This window comes from Marinomonas algicola (genome assembly GCF_014805825.1).
Classification (GTDB): domain Bacteria; phylum Pseudomonadota; class Gammaproteobacteria; order Pseudomonadales; family Marinomonadaceae; genus Marinomonas; species Marinomonas algicola.
This window is the reverse complement of record NZ_CP061941.1, coordinates 4,147,578-4,168,527: the sequence shown is the minus strand read 5'-3', so window position 1 is coordinate 4,168,527 and position 20,950 is coordinate 4,147,578. Positions and strand designations below refer to the sequence as shown.

At 42.4% G+C, this 20,950-nt stretch carries 22 protein-coding genes and 1 tRNA gene; 16 read left to right on the top strand and 7 right to left on the bottom strand.

Going from position 1 to position 20,950, the window contains the following annotated elements:
• Positions 1-131 precede the first annotated feature (131 nt).
• The gene (locus tag IEZ33_RS19155) at positions 132-1,439 is read right to left on the bottom strand and encodes an NAD(P)/FAD-dependent oxidoreductase (protein WP_191601579.1); all 1,308 of its coding nucleotides are present in this window, start codon (positions 1,437-1,439) and stop codon (positions 132-134) included.
• 140 nt (positions 1,440-1,579) lie between these two features.
• Between IEZ33_RS19155 and IEZ33_RS19150 the strand changes: the two genes are divergently transcribed.
• Both IEZ33_RS19150 and IEZ33_RS19145 read left to right on the top strand, forming a co-directional pair.
• A complete protein-coding gene (locus IEZ33_RS19150; protein ID WP_191601578.1) occupies positions 1,580-2,563 on the top strand; it encodes a LysR family transcriptional regulator in 984 nt (327 codons plus the stop codon).
• Between the two features lie 231 nt (positions 2,564-2,794).
• Positions 2,795-4,006 (top strand): Gfo/Idh/MocA family protein, encoded by a 1,212-nt coding sequence (locus IEZ33_RS19145; protein ID WP_191601577.1) that lies wholly within the window; start codon positions 2,795-2,797, stop codon positions 4,004-4,006.
• Positions 4,007-4,062: 56 nt separating this feature from the next.
• Here IEZ33_RS19145 and IEZ33_RS19140 read toward each other — a convergent pair whose 3' ends face one another.
• Complete coding sequence (locus IEZ33_RS19140; RefSeq protein WP_191601576.1) at positions 4,063-4,902, bottom strand: isopenicillin N synthase family dioxygenase; 840 nt, start codon at positions 4,900-4,902, stop codon at positions 4,063-4,065.
• 622 nt (positions 4,903-5,524) lie between these two features.
• On the opposite strand from IEZ33_RS19140, the gene IEZ33_RS19135 reads away from it, so the two are divergent.
• The 11 genes from IEZ33_RS19135 (at position 5,525) to IEZ33_RS19085 (ending at position 14,131) form a co-directional block, all read left to right on the top strand.
• Positions 5,525-6,091 carry a YqgE/AlgH family protein gene (locus tag IEZ33_RS19135; RefSeq protein WP_191601575.1) on the top strand — a complete coding sequence of 189 codons (567 nt, stop codon included), beginning with the start codon at positions 5,525-5,527 and terminating at the stop codon, positions 6,089-6,091.
• Entirely contained in the window at positions 6,091-6,549 is a 459-nt protein-coding gene (gene ruvX / locus IEZ33_RS19130) for a Holliday junction resolvase RuvX (protein WP_191601574.1), read from the top strand. Before IEZ33_RS19135 ends, ruvX begins: the two co-directional genes overlap by 1 nt.
• A gap of 65 nt (positions 6,550-6,614) precedes the next feature.
• Positions 6,615-7,112, top strand: coding sequence for a bifunctional pyr operon transcriptional regulator/uracil phosphoribosyltransferase PyrR (gene pyrR, locus IEZ33_RS19125; RefSeq protein ID WP_191601573.1), 498 nt, complete (start codon positions 6,615-6,617; stop codon positions 7,110-7,112).
• 237 nt (positions 7,113-7,349) lie between these two features.
• On the top strand, positions 7,350-8,375 hold the full coding sequence (locus IEZ33_RS19120; RefSeq protein ID WP_191601572.1) for an aspartate carbamoyltransferase catalytic subunit: 1,026 nt from the start codon (positions 7,350-7,352) through the stop codon (positions 8,373-8,375).
• Between the two features lies 1 nt (position 8,376).
• A complete protein-coding gene (locus tag IEZ33_RS19115; RefSeq protein WP_191601571.1) occupies positions 8,377-9,645 on the top strand; it encodes a dihydroorotase in 1,269 nt (422 codons plus the stop codon).
• Positions 9,646-9,806: 161 nt separating this feature from the next.
• The gene (locus tag IEZ33_RS19110; RefSeq protein WP_191601570.1) at positions 9,807-10,913 is read left to right on the top strand and encodes a GGDEF domain-containing protein; all 1,107 of its coding nucleotides are present in this window, start codon (positions 9,807-9,809) and stop codon (positions 10,911-10,913) included.
• Positions 10,914-11,018: 105 nt separating this feature from the next.
• Positions 11,019-11,699 (top strand): YggS family pyridoxal phosphate-dependent enzyme, encoded by a 681-nt coding sequence (locus IEZ33_RS19105; protein WP_191601569.1) that lies wholly within the window; start codon positions 11,019-11,021, stop codon positions 11,697-11,699.
• A 26-nt stretch (positions 11,700-11,725) separates the two neighbouring features.
• Complete coding sequence (gene proC, locus IEZ33_RS19100; protein WP_191601568.1) at positions 11,726-12,574, top strand: pyrroline-5-carboxylate reductase; 849 nt, start codon at positions 11,726-11,728, stop codon at positions 12,572-12,574.
• Positions 12,575-12,586: 12 nt separating this feature from the next.
• Positions 12,587-13,129 (top strand): YggT family protein, encoded by a 543-nt coding sequence (locus IEZ33_RS19095; RefSeq protein ID WP_191601567.1) that lies wholly within the window; start codon positions 12,587-12,589, stop codon positions 13,127-13,129.
• A 211-nt stretch (positions 13,130-13,340) separates the two neighbouring features.
• Entirely contained in the window at positions 13,341-13,832 is a 492-nt protein-coding gene (coaD, locus tag IEZ33_RS19090; protein WP_191601566.1) for a pantetheine-phosphate adenylyltransferase, read from the top strand.
• A gap of 47 nt (positions 13,833-13,879) precedes the next feature.
• Positions 13,880-14,131, top strand: a complete 252-nt coding sequence (locus IEZ33_RS19085) for a YfhL family 4Fe-4S dicluster ferredoxin (protein WP_191601565.1) — start codon at positions 13,880-13,882, stop codon at positions 14,129-14,131.
• Positions 14,132-14,269: 138 nt separating this feature from the next.
• Here the strand turns inward: IEZ33_RS19085 and IEZ33_RS19080 are convergent, their stop codons facing one another.
• Positions 14,270-15,376 (bottom strand): potassium channel family protein, encoded by a 1,107-nt coding sequence (locus IEZ33_RS19080; RefSeq protein ID WP_191601564.1) that lies wholly within the window; start codon positions 15,374-15,376, stop codon positions 14,270-14,272.
• Between the two features lie 15 nt (positions 15,377-15,391).
• Positions 15,392-15,862: a tRNA (uridine(34)/cytosine(34)/5-carboxymethylaminomethyluridine(34)-2'-O)-methyltransferase TrmL gene (gene trmL / locus IEZ33_RS19075; RefSeq protein ID WP_191601563.1), complete on the bottom strand. Its 471-nt coding sequence runs from the start codon at positions 15,860-15,862 to the stop codon at positions 15,392-15,394.
• A gap of 128 nt (positions 15,863-15,990) precedes the next feature.
• Between trmL and IEZ33_RS19070 the strand changes: the two genes are divergently transcribed.
• Positions 15,991-16,066, top strand: a tRNA-Phe gene (locus tag IEZ33_RS19070).
• A gap of 202 nt (positions 16,067-16,268) precedes the next feature.
• On the opposite strand, the gene IEZ33_RS19065 is transcribed toward IEZ33_RS19070, so the two are convergent.
• The 3 genes from IEZ33_RS19065 to IEZ33_RS19055 form a co-directional block, all read right to left on the bottom strand.
• The gene (locus IEZ33_RS19065) at positions 16,269-17,351 is read right to left on the bottom strand and encodes a site-2 protease family protein (RefSeq protein ID WP_191601562.1); all 1,083 of its coding nucleotides are present in this window, start codon (positions 17,349-17,351) and stop codon (positions 16,269-16,271) included.
• A gap of 167 nt (positions 17,352-17,518) precedes the next feature.
• Entirely contained in the window at positions 17,519-18,130 is a 612-nt protein-coding gene (locus IEZ33_RS19060; RefSeq protein ID WP_191601561.1) for a TetR/AcrR family transcriptional regulator, read from the bottom strand.
• Between the two features lie 10 nt (positions 18,131-18,140).
• Positions 18,141-19,016 carry a dimethylarginine dimethylaminohydrolase family protein gene (locus tag IEZ33_RS19055; RefSeq protein ID WP_240009576.1) on the bottom strand — a complete coding sequence of 292 codons (876 nt, stop codon included), beginning with the start codon at positions 19,014-19,016 and terminating at the stop codon, positions 18,141-18,143.
• Between the two features lie 165 nt (positions 19,017-19,181).
• Here IEZ33_RS19055 and IEZ33_RS19050 point away from each other — a divergent pair, with 165 nt between their 5' ends.
• Together IEZ33_RS19050 and IEZ33_RS19045 are read left to right on the top strand one after the other, a co-directional pair.
• A complete protein-coding gene (locus IEZ33_RS19050) occupies positions 19,182-19,970 on the top strand; it encodes an ATP-binding cassette domain-containing protein (RefSeq protein WP_275672787.1) in 789 nt (262 codons plus the stop codon).
• 47 nt (positions 19,971-20,017) lie between these two features.
• Positions 20,018-20,794 (top strand): transporter substrate-binding domain-containing protein, encoded by a 777-nt coding sequence (locus tag IEZ33_RS19045; RefSeq protein ID WP_191601560.1) that lies wholly within the window; start codon positions 20,018-20,020, stop codon positions 20,792-20,794.
• Positions 20,795-20,950 lie beyond the last annotated feature (156 nt).

Below are 20,950 nucleotides of genomic sequence, written 5' to 3'. Positions count from 1 at the left end.
TCTGTGTTGTGTGTACGTGGCTTAACATAATAGGTTACATCAAGTGTGCGTTGATTGTTATGTATAGAAGGGCAAAAAAGCAGGCTAGTTGACTAACCTACTTTTTTGTAACAAAGAGGAAATGGGCGGTTTTAAAACTCGGAGCGACTGATGAAACGTTCATATTCTAATCGTGCTGGTACGCCAATTCTCATTAACGCTTTTGGTGGCAACTTAGATGGGTTTCCTGACACCTTTTCTATAATGGCCAAATCTGGGCTGTTAGTCGCCGCTACTTTTTCCGCTAGCATAAGACCTGAGACAGTGCCTCTTGCTGCTCCCACGCTCTGGTCGCAATTTGCACTAAAAATACCATCCTGTAGCTCGCCAAAGAAGGTTTCAAAATTACGAGATAGAGCACTGGCTCCACCCCAAGTATAGGCGAAAGCAACCTCCTTTAGATGAGGGTAACGAGCATCGAAACTTTTTCTATGACGTTGTTTTACTGTCGGTAAAATATCTTGAGGTGTATTGTAGTCATGAGCATATCGGTATGAATTACGAATAATAATGCGCTTGTCTTGAGTCATGCGTAATGTGGTTCCCCCATGATCGGCAGGCGTAATTCCCCAGTCTAACTGGCCGCCGTAGGCTTGCATCTGGGTATCTGTTAAAGGTGCTGTCATACTAGCGAACGTCATAATAGGTAAAATGCGATCTTTCAGGAAACCAAATTCTTGCGCAAAAATATTATTCGCGAGGATTACTTTCTGACAACGAACACGACCGTTTGGGGTGATCAGTATATAGCCAGATGCTTCCTTATTTATTTCTGACACCGGTGTATGCTCAGCTAAACGAACATTTTCTGGTAGATTTCTCGCTAAGCCCCGCATTAAGGCTGCCGGCTGCATTAAGGTCCCACCCGGTGTGTAGATGGCTTCGGAATAATAGCTTGTGCCAAAGGTGGATTCTCTTTCCTGCTTACTTAAACGGGAATAATTCTCTCCAAAGCCTTTTAACAGTGTTTCATAATGATCTAAAAAGGCTTCCCCTCGAGGTCCGACGGCACCTTGATATTTTCCAGCCCTTGACCATTGGCAATCAATTTGGAATGCGGCAATTTTTTGCTCTAAAAACTGAATCGCAAGACGGTTTAAATGCAGCAGGTGACGCTTATTTTCATCTGATGATAATTCAAGGTCACGTTTATGTGGTTGGTCAATGACAAAGCCCGAGTTCCGGCCAGATGCACCTTGTCCTATTCTAAGAGCATCAAGTAAAACGAATTGCTTATCAGGTAAGAGTTCCGCCAATCTGTGGGCGGCAGCCATACCGACAAATCCCCCACCAATTATTGCGGTATGCACGGTCAAATCCGAAGTGAGTGGGGTGACTTCTTCTGGTTTTGGTAATACTTCGTACCAGCCACAGCCACCATCATATTGTGGAAAAATCATATCTGCCTCGCCTGCGCGTTAAAAGTTACGCTGTTTAGTGTTGTTGAATGACGCTATCAAGGATTTTCTAGGTTTTTATAAAAAATTCTATTTTTTTGTTTATAATTAAGTGAATTTAATTATTTTCATAAGATTAATTTATGACTAGCCATGCCCTTTTAGATACGAACCAGTTACATACTTTTGTGATTTTAGCGGAGTCAAATTCCATTACTGAGGCTGCACAGAAGTTAAAAGTGACTCAGCCAGCGATTTCCCAATGTCTGCGCCAGCTGGAGAGTCAACTTGGTACTGAGCTTATTGTTAGACGTAAAAAGCCGGTGCAACTGACCATGGCGGGAAGAGCATTGAAGCAAAAGGCGGATGTCATTATTGGCGAGTTAACACGACTGAATGGCTTAGTGCGTGATGCATCCAATCAAATAGCACTTCAGTGTCGTCTGGGACTGGTGACCTCATGCTCAGAAGTGTTCGGTAGTTTGCTGATAACAGAGCTGTGTGAATCCACAGAGCAAATCATGTTGAAAAGTGGCAATACATCCACTTTGGTCGAACAATTGTTGAATCGAGATATCGATATTCTAGTTTCAGATGATCCGTTATTGGAATTAGATGCCTATAGTCAATGGGAGCTGTTTCGTGACCCTTTAGTTATTGCTGTTCCTGAAAGTTATCTAAAAACCTTAGCGTTTGATGCTAAGGGGCGAGTGAATGTACACACATTGGCTAAAAATAAGCCACTTATAAAATTTGGTAAAAATACCAGTATTGGGACGTTAAGTGAGCTCGCTCTTAGACGGATGAGCTTGATGACAGACGTTCGGTTTGAAACGGATGACACTCACACCTTAATGAATTTCGTTAGAGATGGTCATGGGTGGGGGATTTTAAGTTCATTGTGTGTCGCACAAAGTATTCATAGTCTCGATCAAGTGCACCTTTTTGAACTGGATTCCAGTCGACATGCTCGTACCCTCTATCTCGTTTACCGAGGTTCTGAAATGGGATCGATTCCAGCTAAAATTGAAGCCAGTATCAAGCAAATATTGACAGAATCTGTTGTCCCTAACATTCAAAAAAAATCCCCTTGGTTTTCTTGTCATGCTTTTGATGTTGTGGCGTAGGTGTGTAATGGTCTAATGATTCTAGGTGCTTATCAACGACGTCCAAAAGCCGTGCTTTTATGGGGGAGGAGACGTGGTTTAGTAAGCTTAGATAATAGTAGGCAAATGGATGCGTGCTTAATATGTTTTTTATATTAAGCTATGCTGAAAGATATATTAGACATAACGAGAGACTTTTTCTATTGTTAGCCTATTAAGATCCATTATTTAGGTTTATCGGGAATCATCGTCATGAGCAAAGAAAAAATAAACGGCCAGCTATTCAGTTATTCAGGCCCTGCCTTTCACTATTTAAACGAAAATGAGCGCCACTTCTTCGCTAAAGCACCGGCCGAGTTTCGGGTAAGTTTAATAGGTTGCGGCATGATCGGTATGGAGCATATGCGTGTTGCGACTCGTGTTGGACGTACTGCCATACATGGCGTATTTGATACCAATGAGCGTAGTATTAACGTGGCACGAGAAGAGTTTGCCAAAGTCACTGATGAAGATTTTATAGTGTATGACAGCTTGGAAGCGGCGTGTAATGATCCTGAAATAGACGGCATTATGATTTGTACGCCAAATTATACCCATTTAGACATTTTAAAAGTGGCGATGAAATCCGGTAAGCCTATCTTCATGGAAAAGCCCATGGCGACAGAGTTGGAAGACGCTTATGAAATTACTAAAATGGCCAAAGAGTACGGCTCTGTTCTGCAGATTGGTTTGCAATATCGTTATAAATCGATTTATTCGGAAGCCATTCATGAAGTGTTAGAGCGTCGAGCGGTGGGCGATGTTAAAATGATTAACATTCTGGAGCACCGTATCCCTTTCTTGGATAAAGTGAACCAATGGAATAAGTTTTCCAAATATTCTGGCGGTACTTTGGTGGAAAAATGCTGCCATTACTTTGATTTATTGAATTTATTCGCAGAATCCCGTCCGTTGCGTGTGTATGCAACTGGATCGCAATCGACGAATTTTGTCGATTTTGAGTTTAAGGGCGAAAAGTCCGATATTCTAGACAATGCTTTTGTGACGATAGAGTATGAAAACGGTGTGCGTGCGGGTTTCAATCTATGTATGTTTGCGCCTATGTTCCATGAGGAAATCGTGATTTGTGGTGATGAGGGTCGTGTGAAAGCGGCTGAAATGGAAGACTTTGGTGAAAGTGAGCGTTTAAGAACCGAAATGGAAGTGTTCTGTGGCCAATATCGCCCGTCTAAGACCTCTAAACCGAGTTACCCTAAGCTAATTGAAGATTCGGGCCATAACGGTGCGACTTGGTTTGAGCATATGGCATTCGCTGATCAAATGGCAGGCAAAAAAACCAACAGCGCGACGGTTGAAGAAGGGTTTTGGTCCATTGTTGTGGGGAGCGCAGCAGAAGAGTCGGTTAATACGGGCAAAATTATCGAGATTAATGACTTTTTACAATCGAAAGGCATCGATCTGTAATGGATAGCAAAAAGAAGAGGCGAAGTTGACGCCCCTTCTTTTTGTTTGTTATGCCGCTAGATAACACCAAGTTCGACTAGACGTTCATGCAAATAAGAACCAGCAGTATGGCGTTCTGAAAGCACGACTTCAGGCTTAGGGTGTAAGAATAAAGGTAAGGAAATACGAGATTTGGTTTTGTCCGCGCCATCAGGGTTGATGACACGATGAGACGTTGATGGAAAATAACCACCAGAAGCTTCTTGCAGCATATCGCCTATATTGACAATCAAGGTACCAAAATCACAAGGAACGTCCATCCAACGTCCGTCTTTGGCTTTTACTTGTAAACCGGGTTCATTCGCTGAAGGTAAAATAGTCAGTAAATTGATGTCTTCATGGGCACCGGCTCGTATTGCACCTAATTCTTCATCGCCTTTTAATGGGGGATAATGCAATACTCTTAATAACGTTTGGTCTGACTTTTCTATCATGCTAGATAAAGGCTGTGAATAAAGTGATGCTACCTTTGATGGTGTGAATTCCTCCACCCAAGTCAGCAGTTCAGCCGCCAAAGCCGTAGACTCTTGATAATATTGATCCAGTAACGCTTTATGTTGCTCAGGGCATTGTCCCCAAGGGTAGTAATGGAAGTATTCTTTTATGTCTTTTGTTGTGCTGCCTTTCGCGGTTTCTGAGACATTCGGAGGGAAATAACCGTCTTGTTTATCTTTATTATAAAGAAAGCGTTGTTTCTCAGGTGCGTCAAAAAAAGTTTGCCAATCGGTATAAATGTGACTGACTAACTGTTTTGAAATGGGGTGGTTCTTCAATACTCCGAAGCCCGTTTCATGAAGTGAGCGTACAAAGTCTTCTTTAGCGGTAGTGGATGTGTAATCAACGGCTTTAAGGTTCATGGTAAATAGTCTCTTAAATAGTAGGTGTGTACTGAATTCAATGCGTCTAGGGACGCTGTTTGTTTCTAATAACCCATTATTTAAAAAACTAGGATGACCAACCGTGATGGAAGAAGTAGCGTAAATCAACCGTCTCAGCAATGTAATGTGTCTGCCATTGAGACAGCCTTAAGCACCCAAGCATGTGAGTAGATGCTTGACGCCTATGGAAATATTTACATTGAGACAAATTTATCATTGTTACCATTTTTTACTTTCAATTATGAAAAAAACAATGCTAAGTTAATAGTGTCATTTTAAACAGGAGAAACAAATTTGTACAGGTTGTATCGTTTGAAACCATTGTTTTAACGTTACTTGTTTTTATTTTTTATTCGTTAAACGTTGAACCTTATCTATACTGATGGTTCTGGTATGCATTGATATATAAAGTTAATTAAGCGTTATTAATGAGTTAACTTTATAAAGCCGCCAAAAGCGACAACCAGACTGTCTACCGTAACAGCATTGATTACGAACACCATTGCACACGCACAGCTCATTTATTTCACGATTAAAACTTCTATCTTTTAGCCCAGAACACTGTGGCTTAACTATTTTGTCTAAGAGAGGGTACTAGTCTATGAAAACTATTTTTGAGTCTCTAAAAAATCACTTCCTTATTTCCATGCCTCAGTTGAGCGATCCACAATTTCAACAAACGGTCATTTATTTATGCGAGCATACTCCGGAAGGCGCGTTAGGCATCACGATAAACCGACCTTCAGAGGTGTTATTTTCCGAGCTGGCGGCCCATTTAGAGTTAGAGGTGATTGCACCTAAAATGTTAGATGTCCCTCTGTACAGTGGCGGCCCTGTTGAATCTGAAAGAGGGTTTATTCTTCATTCTAGGGAAGTGGCTTGTCCAAATGAGCTACCCGTTACTTCAGAGGTGTCATTGTCGGCGTCATTTTCCGTTATTGAAGACTTGGCAAACGGTAAAGGGCCGGAATCTTTTTTAATTGCTTTAGGCTGCTCGGGCTGGGATGCAGGGCAATTAGAATCGGAAATAAGTCAAAATCAATGGCTAGTATGTGAGGCCGATTTAGACGTATTATTTAACACTCCAAGCGACTTACAGTTTTCAGCTGCAACACGGGTGTTGGGGTTTGATATGTGTCGTTTATCACCGGATGTAGGACATGGTTAATGGTTAGCTCTCAAGCAGTGAATGAAAAGACGTCAGTTGAATCTAAAACGTTTTTAGGGTTCGACTTTGGCACCACTCGGATCGGAGTGGCTGTTGGGCAAACATGGCTTGGTACGGCAAGACCGTTAGATCCGATTAAAGCGAAAGAAGGCATTCCTAATTGGGAGACCATTGAAGCACTTGTTACGGAATGGCAGCCCGATGGGTTTGTGGTTGGGTTGCCATTAAATATGGATGGCAGTGAAAACGAAATGTGTCAACGCGCTAAGAAGTTTGCTAATCGTCTTCAGGGACGCTTTGGCAAACCTCGTTATTTAATGGATGAAAGGCTGTCGTCGTACGAAGCCAAGGGCTTTGTGATTGAGTCTGGTGGCTCGCGCAATTTTAAAGAAAACTCAGTTGATGGTATTGCTGCGCAAATGATACTAACCTCATGGTTTGAGACACCATCTGAGTAATCCTAGCTAGGTTTAAGGTCATATAATGATAAACTATATTTTAGAAGAGAAGGGTAAACCAATACATGAATTTGGATATTGACAGAGCCTTGTCCGCACTGGCTGATAATTTGGTTGAGCATTGCCAGAAAAAACAGATAACGAACCCTATTGTTGTGGGTATTCATAGCGGCGGTGTTTGGGTGGCAGAAAGAATATTGTCCCAATTAGCTACTCAGGAAGCGTTGGCTACCTTAGACATTACTTTTTATCGAGATGATTTCTCTCGGATGGGGCTGCACCCTAAAGTAAAGCAGACGGTGTTGCCTCCAACAGAAGACCGTCATGTTATTTTAATTGATGATGTATTGATGTCTGGTCGGACAATACGGGCCGCCATGAATGAAATTTTTGATTTCGGTCGTCCCGCGAGTATTTCATTGGCTATTCTGTATGATTTACACCAAGCCGAGTTGCCAATTCATGCTGATGCCGTAGGTGAAGTCATTAATTTGAGTGCTACACAGCGAATTAAACTATCAGGGCCGAGCCCTTTAGTTGTGAATGTGGTTGAGTCTGCTTGATAGGACTCAGTTTTCTTAGGAAGTGAGCAGCAACTTAAACGGGAATTTTTAAGGGGTGACTTTCTTTTTATGGAGACAAGTACGACAATAAAGCATGGAATAACAATCAGTAATAGGAGTAATGCTTCTTTTATTGTTAACAGGTGCCCAGTTTCGTATTGATACCGCTGGGCATTTTTCTATCTTACATAATGAAAGGCGACGAAATGACGCCTTACTGTTTGAGGAAAGCGAACAATGATGCAGTCCGAGCCACGAGCATTGCAATTGAATGAACAGGGTCAGCTGAAACACTTTTTAACCTTAGACGGGTTAGATAAAACCATTTTAACGGAAATACTGGATCGAGCCGATTCCTTTTTGAGTATGGGGGAACAGTCGGTTAAAAAGGTCCCCCTTCTTCGCGGAAAAACCGTTGTTAATCTCTTCTTTGAAAACTCCACTCGAACTCGAACGACTTTTGAACTTGCCGCTAAACGCCTTTCTGCTGATGTCATTAATCTTGATATTGCCACCTCTGCGACCTCAAAGGGCGAATCGTTACTTGATACTTTGAAAAACCTTGAAGCGATGCAAAGTGATATGTTTGTTGTACGTCATGGAGACAGTGGCGCGGCTCACTTTATTGCCGAGCACTGTACGCCAAATGTCGCCATTATTAATGCGGGCGATGGTCGTCATGCTCACCCAACACAAGCCATGTTAGACATGCTGACAATTCGACGACATAAAGGGCCGTTTGAGGGTCTTAAAGTCGCGATTGTGGGCGACATTTTGCATTCTCGTGTTGCACGCTCACAAATACATGCGTTGACAACCTTGGGCGTAGAAGAAATTCGTTTAGTGGGACCCAAAACCTTAGTGCCAGATTTATTCGAAGACACGGGGGTAACCATTTGCCATGAGCTTCAAGCCGGGTTAACGGATGTGGATGTGATTGTTATGTTGCGTTTGCAAAAAGAGAGAATGCAAGGTGCATTGCTACCGAGTGAAAGTGAATTCTATCGACTTTATGGTTTGACGGCTGAAACGATGGCGTGGGCCAAGCCAGACGCCATCGTTATGCATCCAGGGCCTATCAATCGCGGTGTTGAAATTGCGTCTGAAGTGGCCGATGGCCCACACTCAGTTATTTTGAATCAAGTGACGAACGGTATTGCTGTACGCATGGCTGTCATGTCTATGGCAATGAGCGGTCAAGTTCAAAGTAGAGAATATGCCGAAAGCAAAGCGTCTGAAATGGCTTTAGGAGAAGAGATCTAAGATGAAATTATGTATAAAAAATGGTCGAATTATTGATCCCAGCCAAGGATTGGATGCCGTTACGGACCTGTTTATTGAAGATGAGAAAGTGGTATCAATTGGTGACCTACCAGATGGTTTTGTGGCGGATGAAACGGTAGATGCAACAGGGTTATGGGTGATTCCGGGTTTGGTTGACCTTGGCGTTGCGTTGAGAGAACCTGGTTTTACGCAAAAAGGGTCCATTGCTTCTGAAACTCGTGCCGCTGTCTCTGGTGGTGTGACCACATTAGTTTGCTCCCCTGACACCCATCCTATTGTAGATACACCCGCTGTTGCGGCACTTATCCAAGATAAAGCATTGATGGCTGCACAAGCAAATGTGTTCCCACTAGGGGCATTGACTCAAGGGTTAAAGGGAAAAGCGTTAAGTAATATGGTGTCTTTAACCGAAGCTGGCTGTGTTGCGTTATCCAATCATAGGCATCCATTAGAAAATACCAAAGTGTTATCAAGAGCGCTTGAGTATGCGGCGACACATGAATTGCTGGTGGTATTCCACCCTAATGAGGAAAGTTTATCGGATGGTGGCTGTGCCCATGAGGGGGTCATGTCCATCACTCATGGTTTGGCTGGTATCCCAGATATTGCCGAAACGGTTGCTTTAGCTCGAGATCTTATTTTAGTTGAACGTACTGGCGTAAAGGCTCACTTTGCTCGCTTATCGAGTGCAAAATCTATTGAAATGATTGCCGATGCCAGAGCCTCAGGACTCGATGTGACGGCCGACGTCGCGTTGCATAATTTATTGTTAACCGATCAGGTGTTAAATGCGTTTGATGGTCATTATCATGTTTTGCCCCCATTGCGCTCCGAAGATGATAGGCTTACTTTGATTGAGGGCATCAAAAGCGGCGCTATTTCTGCTATCTGTTCTGACCATCAGCCCCATGAAAAAATGGCGAAAGTGGCGCCTTTTGCGGCCACTGAGCCGGGCATGGCAAATATCGAAGTCTTATTGCCTTTAGCCTTGAGGTTAGTTGATGATGGTATGATTGACCTAAATGTGGTGTTAGCGTGTCTTACAATTGGGCCTGCAAGCTGCTTTGGCATTGATGCGGGTTCGTTAAGTAAAGGCAGCTTTGCGGATTTCTTTTTGTTTGATAGCACGCTTCATTGGACATGGTCTGTTAATGAAAGAAGGACAAAAGGACATAATTCCCCTTTTTTTGGTGACGAAATGGTCGGTAAAGTAAAGGCGACCTATGTTTCTGGTAATCAAGTAATGTAGAAAGTGTTAATGGGTTTGCTTTTTATTCGATTGGACTTGCACTTATTGCATGTTGGATACGTTTTTGAGGTTTGGGCTACGGGTTCTGATTTTACTTTTTTATAGGAAGTAGGCTTAGCTATCTGTAGATAATGTTGATGTAAAATAATAGAAATAGCATTTTGGATAAATTACATGAAAGAATTTCTACTTTAGAAAACGAAATTTCGATTCTAAAGAAGCAAAAATTGGATTTTGAAGAGATTCAAGCACACTGCAATCAAATGATGTTGCAACTGACTCAGGGTATGTCTCAGATTGATCTGTTTAATGAAATGGTCAGGGTGTTCCAGAAAGAAGATCCGTCCTACCATCTTTGCTTTGTCTCTTGTGATCAAGAGGGCGGTAATTGGCGTTTAGACGCTGGTAGTAACATTGTGAATGAACTTGTTACACCAAATAAAGCCTTGATTAGTGTCCCGACTGAGCTTTGTTATCTTCAATCGGAAGTCGACCATGGTATACACGAGGCGGATTTACATGTCTCCAATGGTTGGAAAGTCTGGCAACCTTGGTTAAGACACAATGGACTGGATCGTTGTTTATTAAAACCCATTCTAAGCCCTAATGAATTGATTATTGGTTTTGTTATTCTTTTTACAAAAGCGAGCTACTTAAGTAATGAGCGTTATGCTTTAGAACTGATGGTGAACTCCCTTTGTCGCTTAACCTTTATGTCAATAGTTCGTTGTCAAATAGAGGAAGAGTTGCTGAACGCTTCATACGAAGACGCATTAACGGGGTTATTACTGGAGAGACGCTTTATTTCAAGCTTCTCAATAATGATAAAAGACGCTCGTCGGTATTTCCAGCGATTGGCCTTAATCTCAGTGAATATCCATAATGGTGATATGAGTTGGGAGAACAATGATATTGAAGACTCTGATATTTTGGAAATTGCCAACGTGATGCGTAGTGCCATACGGGAAAATGATCTCATTGGGCGGTTTGGACAAAATGAATTTGCGATGGGCATCCGGATTCGTAATCTGGAGGATGCTGAAACGGTAGCGTTAAAATTACTTAATCAGATTGACGTAAGTTGTTCAAATATATCATCCAATACGCGTGTTGCATTAGGAATTAGTTTTTACCCTGAGCACTCAAACTATGAGTCCATGTTTTTGGCGGCGGTGACAGCGGCGAAAAAGAACGTGGCCGAAAATGGTTTTAAAATTGAATATCATGGTCGTTATTGTGACGCTAGTGCAGACTTATACGACTTTTAGTTTTAGTGGTATCATACTTCCCTCATATTAACGCTTAGCTTTTCAGACTAGGCGTTATTTTTAAAGAGCACTTCTATTCATGTATTTTATGCGGAGTTACTCAATATGAGCATTGCAGCCAATTTAGAGCAAGTGCGTAAACAAGTAGAAGAGTTAAATACGCAATATCAGCGAGAGTATGGCTCGGTGCGCGTATTGGCGGTGAGTAAGACCAAACCAATAGACGATATTGTCACCGCGTATGAATCTGGACAGCGCTTGTTTGGCGAGAACTACGTTCAAGAATCCGTAGATAAGTGTTTAGCACTTTCTCACCTAAAAGACATTGAATGGCATTTTATTGGGCCAATTCAATCCAATAAGTCTCGTTTAGTGGCCCAGCATATGGATTGGGTTCACACTGTCGATCGAGAAAAAATTGCTGTGCGATTGAATGAACAGCGCCCAGCGGATTTCCCCCCTCTTAATGTGTGTATTCAGGTAAATATTAGCGGTGAAGCAACGAAATCAGGCGTTAGCCTGGATGAGTTACCTGAACTGGTTGAAATTGTTACTTCTCTGCCGCATTTACAATTAAGAGGATTAATGGCGATACCCGCACCGCAGTCATCAGAGGAAGCGCAAATAGCGGTTTATCGCCCATTGCGGCAAGCTTATAGAGATCTGCAGGCTTTTTTACCTAACATAGACACTCTTTCAATTGGTATGTCAGGAGATATGGCGGCGGCCATTTATTCGGGTAGTTCAATGGTTAGGATTGGTACCGCTATTTTTGGCGCGCGTTAAAATCGATTTTAGTATAGGAACATTTCATGCAAGAACAGTTAGATCCAACGGTAAAAATTGCCTTTATTGGCATGGGAAATATGGCGGGTGCCATCATGCAGGGGTTGTTAAATAGTGGTGTACCAGCGAGCAACATTAGTGGTACGGCACGAACCGAGTCCAAACGTGAACATTTTTCGGCCTCGTTTGGCATTAGAATGATGGACGATAACAAAGAAGCCGTTAAAGCATCAGATATTATTGTGTTGTGTGTGAAACCCGCTCAAATGCAAGACGTGATTAACGGTTTTTCTGACATTATCCAGCCTAATCAATTGTTTGTGTCTGTTGCAGCCGGTCTCGAGCTGCCAAGTTTACAGGCTTGGTTAGGTCAGGTTGGTATTGTTCGATGTATGCCGAATACGCCGTCTCAGCTTGGTGCTGGCGTATCGGGCCTGATCGGTAATGACTTGGTGACAAAGCAGCAAAAACAGTGGGTTGATGTACTCTTTTCGAGCATTGGTCAGTCTTTATGGGTTAATGACGAGTGTCATATGCATACGGTGACCGCTCTGTCGGGTAGTTCCCCAGCGTATTTCTTTCGCTTTATTGAATCCATGGTTCGTTATGGTGTAAAAGATGGTTTGAGTGAAGAAGACAGTCGCTTTTTGGCCACTCATGCCATGCTGGGTGCGGCAAAAATGGCAACTGAGATAACGGATATTAGTATAGAGCAAATGCGTATTAATATTACTTCACCAAAAGGCTCTACAGAACAAGCTTTAGTGTCGCTTGAAAACAGTGGCATAGAAAAAACGATGGATGATGCGTTGGCCGCTTGTGCCAAGCGCTCACAAGAATTTGCCGATCAACTTGCTGCCAAAGACAGCGACTAAAGGAGCGTCTCAATGACTGCAGATCCTATTGTATTTTTATTTAAAACATTGGCAAATTTATATTTGTTTGTTGTGTTATTACGTTTGATTTTACAACTCACTAGGGCCGATTTTTATAACCCAATTAGTCAAGGTGTGGTGAAAGCCACCAACCCTTTACTGTTGCCAATTCGTAAGTTAGTCCCTTCAATGGGGCGCATTGACACGGCTTCTATTGTACTGGCTTTAATTGTGCAGTTTGCAACAATTGCTGTGATTTTCTTTCTAAAAGGGTTTCAGCCCGGCGCCATTCAATACCTCGTGTTTACGGTAGCTGGCACTGTCTATCATTTATTGGATTTGTATTTTTGGGCCATGTTGATATCCGTTATTTTAAGTTGGGTGGCGCCAGGAGCAAATCATCCCGGTGCAATGTTAGTACATCAGATTACGGAGCCTTTATACAGCCAAGTGCGCAAAGTGATTCCTAGTTTAGGTGGCTTGGACCTTTCGCCAATCTTTATTTTTTTAGCCATCAGTGTACTAAAACAATTTATCGCGCCTTTTGTGATTTAGGGCGGGCATTTCATTTAAGGTGATCTGGTCTACACTATGGCAGTGGCACACTATCTGAAGCGTATGTCTATTAAATAGGCCATATGCACGGGTGTTAATTGAGAACAGGGGCATTATTCGATATGATGCGTGCCTTTGTTATAAATTAGAGCTTAAAACAGGGTAAACTCTGCTTTTAGAGCGTTCTTTAATTACAGTTCGGGTGAGAGCTATGAGTATAATTGCGGTTTATCCAGGAACATTCGATCCTATAACGAATGGTCACACCGACTTAGTAGAGCGTGCAACAAAGCTTTTTAGCAAAGTTGTGGTTGCTGTCGCTGCAAGCCCCAAAAAGCGACCAGTATTGTCTCATGATGTTCGAATTGCATTAGCGAAACAGGTATTGAGCCATTTGCCAAATGTTGAAGTGGTTGGTTTTGATAACTTATTGACGGAGTTTACTCGCTCGGTAAATGGGAAAGTGGTTGTCCGTGGTTTAAGAGCGGTATCTGACTTTGAATATGAGTTTCAGTTAGCCAATATGAATCGTGTGATCGCACCAGATGTGGAAAGTTTATTCTTAACACCCTCTGAAAAGCATTCTTATATTTCTTCAACTTTAGTAAGGGAAATTGCTTCACTAAATGGTGATTTCGGACAATTTGTGAACCCCGAAGTTGAACGAGTTTTACGTGAGCACTATAACGTTAAACAGAACTAACATTGAGCCCATAGAGTGTAGACAATGAGTTTGGTAGGAGGTAATAAATGTCGTTAATTATTACAGATGAATGCATTAACTGTGATGTATGTGAGCCTGAGTGTCCAAATGAAGCGATTTCTCAAGGTGAAGAAATTTATGTCATTGAACCTTCAAAATGCACCGAGTGTATAGGCCACTTTGATGAGCCACAATGCCAGCAAGTTTGCCCAGTTGATTGCATACCGTTAGACCCAAACCGTCGTGAAACGGAAGAGCAATTAATGGAAAAATATTTGGTACTGACGGGTCAGTTGTAATGTGTCTTAATAATGTAGAACACTTTACTAAAAAGTGAAGTGAAGTGAAAAAGTGAGACCCAGTTTGTCATAAAAAAACCCCCAATGATTTGTTGATCATTGGGGGTTTTTTATGACGTTCTCATTCACTTGTTAGCGTTATTGAAAGTAATTTTTAATGATTTCGTTATTGGGTATGATCTGATCATCGTTGACTAAAATAATAAGGGATCGAACGTTTACCACTTCGGCCGTTTTAGGGTGCGTTGTTACCATGCCGTCGTCGCCAACATAACCCAGTGCTGTACCAATGTCCTGCTGAATCAATGTTGTGACAATGTCTGCCCATGTTTTTCCTTTAATTTCGACATCCAATCGAATGGTGTGATCGCCTTGATAGCGAAATAGATCCTCCAGTACTTGTTCTGTACCCGGTGCGATTAAAGAGCGTACAAGCATTTCTGGATAGGCTCGGATAGGTCGGATTACCGCATCGGCTCGGGCGTCTCTAAAACGGTCTCTGTTGGCATCCTCGACCGCTTCAGCGAGCACAAAGGCGCCAATACTAAGTTCTTTAAGACGATGTAAAATATCAAATACTTTGCTGTCACTGTCACTCTCTTGGCTGTCAGGACTGAGTACGATAATGTACTTAGCCCGCTGAGCGCCTGCGGATTCTAGCATGCCTGTTGTCGTGGCATCGCCAGTATGGTGAACCACACCATGGGCTCTTAATGACATTGGCAGCCCATCAGGAAAGTGCGGTGTCAAAATCTGGATAGGCGTGTGTTGTAACTCCGGAGAGTCACAGATCTGAGAAATCAATCGTTCTAAGTAACGCTCAGTGTAATGTTTTGGTGTATTTACAATTAATAAATGATCTTGCATTTGATCCCACTCCAGATTGCCTTTTATACGCATCTCTTTCTTCTGTAGACGCAATTCAATGTAATCACTGGCAATTTGGGCCAGTAACGCGATCCCAACACCGTAAATCAGTATGATAGTCGCGGCTTGTCCCCAAATAGTCGCCGCAGAAATATCTCCATACCCTGTGGTACTTGCTGACGTCATCGATAGCCAGAAGGCCTGCCACCAATCCATTTCTTCAAACATCACCATGGCGAGGCTGTGCAGTAAAATAATGCCAGCGAGCAGCATAAATCTAAATTTTAAATCTTTTGCTGCGTGCAGGTAGACGCTGTGTTTAAAGTCTTGTCGTCGTTTTTTATGATTTTTCTTCAATAACCCGATGAGAGACATCATCTATTTCTCCATCTATTAAACTGACTCTGGCATGGCATAGCCAAGTTGTCGCCATGACTCATAAACCATAACCGCCACTGTGTTAGATAAATTCAAGCTACGGCTATCGGGCTGCATAGGCAAACGTAAGCGTTGTTCAGGAGGCAGGGCTTGAATAAAGGCGTCAGGCAAGCCTCGTGTCTCAGGACCAAAGACAAGCACATCATTTGGCTTGAAGTCAGCGTCGGAATGAGGACGGCTGCCTTTCGTTGTCAAAGCATAGACAGTTTCAAAGGTTTGTGAATCAACAAAAGCCTGCCAGTTCTTATGACGTTTGACCTTAGCGACTTCATGGTAGTCTAACCCCGCACGACGAAGCTTCTTGTCTTCCAGCTCAAAACCAAGTGGCTCGATCAAATGCAGTTGGAAACCAGTATTCGCGCAAAGACGAATGACATTTCCCGTGTTTGGTGGTATTTCTGGTTCGAATAACACAATGTGCAGCATACTTTTCTTCTATAGTGATCAATAAGTTGGCTAATAATAGCAGATAAGAACTTTTTTCTAACTTATTGTAAAAAAAATTAAAAAAACTATTGACCCTCAAGTAGATTGCTATACAATGCACCGCACTTGCCCAGATAGCTCAGTCGGTAGAGCAGAGGATTGAAAATCCTCGTGTCGGCGGTTCGATTCCGTCTCTGGGCACCATGATTAAAAAGGTCAGCTTTTAAAGCTGGCCTTTTTTCGTTTAAGCTTCTGCAAATAGAGCAATTTGAAGAAGTGGAACCCTACAGGATTGATTCTGTAGGGTTTTTTTATGTCTGCAATAAATTGACGTGCTAACTTATAATATAGTCATGCAACAAGAGAGCCTAGGCTGCTCTCGTTTCACATAGACAAAGAGGGTGGCTTAGGCGCCTAAAATGGTCATAGGAATGGCGAGGGCGTTGTTTCCGGTGGTGCCTAGGATGTAGATGATGGAACACAGCAGTCCAACAGTGACAACATACCATAGGGCCGAGACGGTTTGTCCATATCGGTCTAAGGGCAGCAATTGGCTGCGGTGACGGTCGCGCCATTCGAATAGGATTTCAAAGGTACCGATAAATAAAATAAAACCCAAAAGCGCAAAGCCAAAGTAATAACAGGCGGCGATGCCAAGTAATGCTCCGAGTACGCAGACAATGAGCCCAAAAACGGAGTTCATGGAGAAAGCGACGCTTTTTAAGATGTGTCCGCCATCAAGTGGTAATACGGGCAAGAGGTTAAATAAGTTAAGCAGCGCGTTAAAAGAGGCGATGCCTGCGAAGAGTTCAATATCGGTTACCCAATAGATGATTAGACTAATAATAGACAGTAATAATCCAAAGAATGGCCCCATGATGGCAATGACGACATCCTGCCAGCGGGTGTTGATTTTACTTTCTGAGAGCGCTAAACCACCTATAAAGGGAATTAGGTAAATGCCTTTGGTTTTCATCCCGAAGTATTTCATGGCGCGAATGTGTCCGTATTCATGAAAGACTAAACAGGCAATCAGTGCGAGAGCAAATTCTATAGAAAATAGCCAAGAGTAGGCGGCTAATGACCCAGCCGCAAATAATACCTTAATGGCTTTGGCGCTTTTTAGCATTTTTAGTGCAAACGACCCAAGACCAATAAAGCTGAATTTAGTCTTCTCTGGCGGCCGATCAATGACTTCTTGCTTTTCTATGTCTTTGGTGGTGATTTGACCTTCTGATATAGGCGTTTCATTTACCGTTAGCGTGTATTGTAACAAAAAGGGCTGCCATTCAAGGTCGACGTCTAAATGACATTCTATAGTACCCTGGCTAGATTGGAGTGTGAAACTGTGCCTTTGCAATGGCAATGCATCGGCACTGGCATTAATTTGAGACACCAAATGACCGTCCCAAAACAACCCCTGCCAACCCGACATGGCCGCTTCTAATCGAAGTTCTTTTCCAAGACATTCTATTCGTAATAATTGCAAAATAATCTCATTCTTAGCGTTTAAGTAGGCGGTGATTATGGCTAAATTTACGGTGTAATCAAAGGGGGGATCGTCTCTAAGGAAGAAAATGAGGCGTTAATTGAGGTGGCGGCTCATTATATGGAATGCATTTCCAGAAAAGTCGTAGGCTGAAGCAAACGGTATGGCTAAATTTTAAGAGAAAGAATGGCCGCTGTCGCCTCTATCCCTAGATTCACGAGCTCTTCACCTTGGAATTTATTGCCCGCTAAACTGCCTTCTATCCAAAGACCATCAATGATGGCGTTTACTTGTATGGCATAGCTTTTCACTTTTTTATCGTCTAAAGCGGTGCCATTGTCTAGAAACGAGTCTCTAATAAGGGGTTCTAGTATATTTGTTGTCTCAACGTAGGCCTCGTTACGAATAATAGACATTTCAGTGTCGATGTAGGTGACAGGTAAAAAATTCGCCCAGAGCAAGACAGTACGTGGTGCCACAATAGGATAAGAGAGCGTTGCGCTAATAAAGTTACGCAGTCTAACTTGTGGCTTGACAGTATCGTCATCTACTGCGATTCGAGCATGGGAATAAATTTGATCCAAAAGAGCGGCATAAGCCGCCCTCATGAGTTCGTCTTTTCCAGAAAAGTAAAAGCGAATTAATCCATTAGTTACGCCTGCATAATCAGCGACTTTTCGGACAGTCGTACCTTGGAGACCTTCGTTTTCAATGCAATTTAAGGTTGCATCAATCAGTTCCTGACGACGATTATTGCCTTCTCTTCTGTTGGTAGACATTCCTAGACTCTTAACCTCGTAATATAGGATTCGTTAAGCAGGTGGGGCCACCCTCACAGGCAATGCAAAGCGCATCACCTTCAAAAACATGTACTGTACAGCCTGCGTCTTCCATTTGCTTTTTCGTCAATGGAAAGCCGTCGATCATGATACATTCTTTAGGCTTTACTGGTAATACATTTAGGTTTAAACCGCCACTTGATAGGTATTCTTCTGGATGGCAATCTAATAGGGTGAAGCCTTTTTCTAGTAATAAATTATAGAAAGCCGTTGGCATAAGTGGGGAATAGATAAGCGCTAGTTTTTCATCTAATGGGGAAATCATTGACATGAGATGTAAACAGGCTTCTGCGCCTTGCCAAACCGGTAAATCAAAACCAATCACCTTGATATCGAAAGGGTTCAAAAGCGCGTTAAGTTGGTCTATGCCTTCCCGATTTGAGCGAAATCCACAGCCCACAACAATGGTTTTTTCATCTAACCAAATAAAATCACCGCCTTCGATTTTGGCGTTACCGCTTAAAGCGCCTAGAATAGGTATATCAAGGGCTTCGTAAGTTGTTCCATGAAGTTTAGGTTCTGGCGTGCGTAATTTTTTCCCCATGTTTAACAGGACGGCCCCATGATCGGTTACCAGTGATGCATCTTGGGTAAACATAGCATCACATAAACCATCATTATTATCCTCAATCCAAGCTATTTCAGCGCCAGACTGACCGATCAAATTGGCAAAAGCGTTGTATTGTGAGATGGCTTTTTCGGCATTAAATAGAGTGCCATAATGCCATTCGTTGGCATCGGCGGCTAACAGGCTTTTTCCAGGTCGACGCATTAATACACGTTTAATGGGTAATACCATTGATTGACTGCCAAATCGTTTCATCATCTTTTCCTTCATTAAATTTACGTGACTGTTTCAGAGTTAAATAACCTTATTGACATCATTATTATGCAAGTGTATAAAATTATGCAAGCGCATAATTTTATATTTTTTAAAAATTTTGCAACCGCGTAATTCAAGACATGCTCATCAAAAGTGCTGGGGTAATGTGTGGATCTAGATAAATCGCTCAAAACAGAACCGATACTTGAAGTGAATAACTTGAAGAAGACCTTTAATGATATTGAGGTGCTCAAAGGCATTCATTTTACAGCGGATAAAGGGGATGTGGTTGCCCTCATTGGTGGTAGCGGTTCGGGTAAATCGACAACATTACGCTGTATCAATATGTTAGAAACACCGACAGCGGGTGACATTAAAATTTTTGGTCAAACGATTGATTTAATGGCTGATGATGCCAACGGACTAAAAGTAAAAAGCAAAAATCAGCTTAGAAATATTCGTCAAAGAATCGGTATGGTATTTCAGGGCTTCCATTTATGGAGTCATTTGACTATTGAACAAAATATCATAGAAGTACCCACTCAAGTATTGGCTATCCCCAAAGATCAGGCCATTGAAGAAGCGCATGAATGGCTTCGGCAGGTCAATTTATTTGATAAAAGGCATCAATACCCATCTTGTTTATCTGGTGGTCAGCAACAGAGAGCCGCTATAGCGCGTGCTTTAGCCATTAACCCTGACTTGATGTTGTTTGATGAGCCCACTTCGGCACTGGATCCAGAGTTGGTTGGTGAGGTGTTGGCCGTGATGAAAGATTTGGCAAGTGAAGGTCGCAGCATGATCATTGTGACACATGAAATGCAATTTGCAGCGGATGTGGCCAATAAAGTGCTATTTCTAAATCAAGGTGTAGTTGAAGAGTCGGGTACGCCAAGCGAGATATTTTATTCACCCAAGTCAGAGAAACTCAAACAATTTATTCGAGCGATAAAATAAAAAACAAGTAAATAGACCCCATAATTAAAAACATAAAGGAACATTTCATGCTAAAAAAACGCATTTCTATGATGTTAGCGGCCTCAACGATGGCCATTTTTTCCACCTCGTCTTTTGCTGAAACCATTCGTATTGGTATCGCGACTGAACCTTACCCGCCTTTTTCTGTCCCCGATGCTTCTGGCCAGTATTCTGGCTGGGAAATAGACATTGCTAACGCTATTTGTGCTGAGGCGAAGCTGGATTGTGAAATTGTGGCAACGGCTTGGGATGGCATTATTCCTGCGTTATTATCGAGAAAAATTGATGTGGCCGCCGCGTCCCTTTCAATCACAGAAGAAAGAAAAAGAGTGATCGATTTCTCTGATAAATACTATCAAACTGGCGCGGCTGTCATTGGCCCGAAAAATAAACGTTTTGGCAGTACACCTGAAGAGCTAGATGACAAAGTCATTGGGGTTCAAGGTGCGAGTATTCATGCAAAATTTGTAAAAAAACACTATAAAAATGCCACTGTTAAAGAGTATCAAACGCAAGATGAAGCCAACCAAGATCTGTATTCTGGCCGAATTGATGCGACACAGGCAGATGCATTAACTTTAGAGAGCTTTTTAGCGTCTCCCGATGGAATGGCATGCTGTGAACTTAAGGGGATGGCCATCAACGATGAAGCGTTACTCGGTGCAGGTATTGGCTTTGGTCTACGCAAAGGGAACGCAGAATTAAAGCAGCAGCTGAATCAATCGATTCAAGCCATTAGGGAAAATGGACAATACGATAAAATTTCTAAGGCCTATTTCTCTTTTAATATTTATGGGGAGTAGCGACTGGTTGGCGTCGTTGTTAACGAGAGGGAAGACGTGAATGTTCTTCACTCTCTTGAAATTAAGTTGGCGACGCCTTTTTGCAATACATAGGTTGAACCAGTAATAGGCCAATGGGTTGTACTGATATTTTACCGAAGAGCCGTTTTCTTTAGT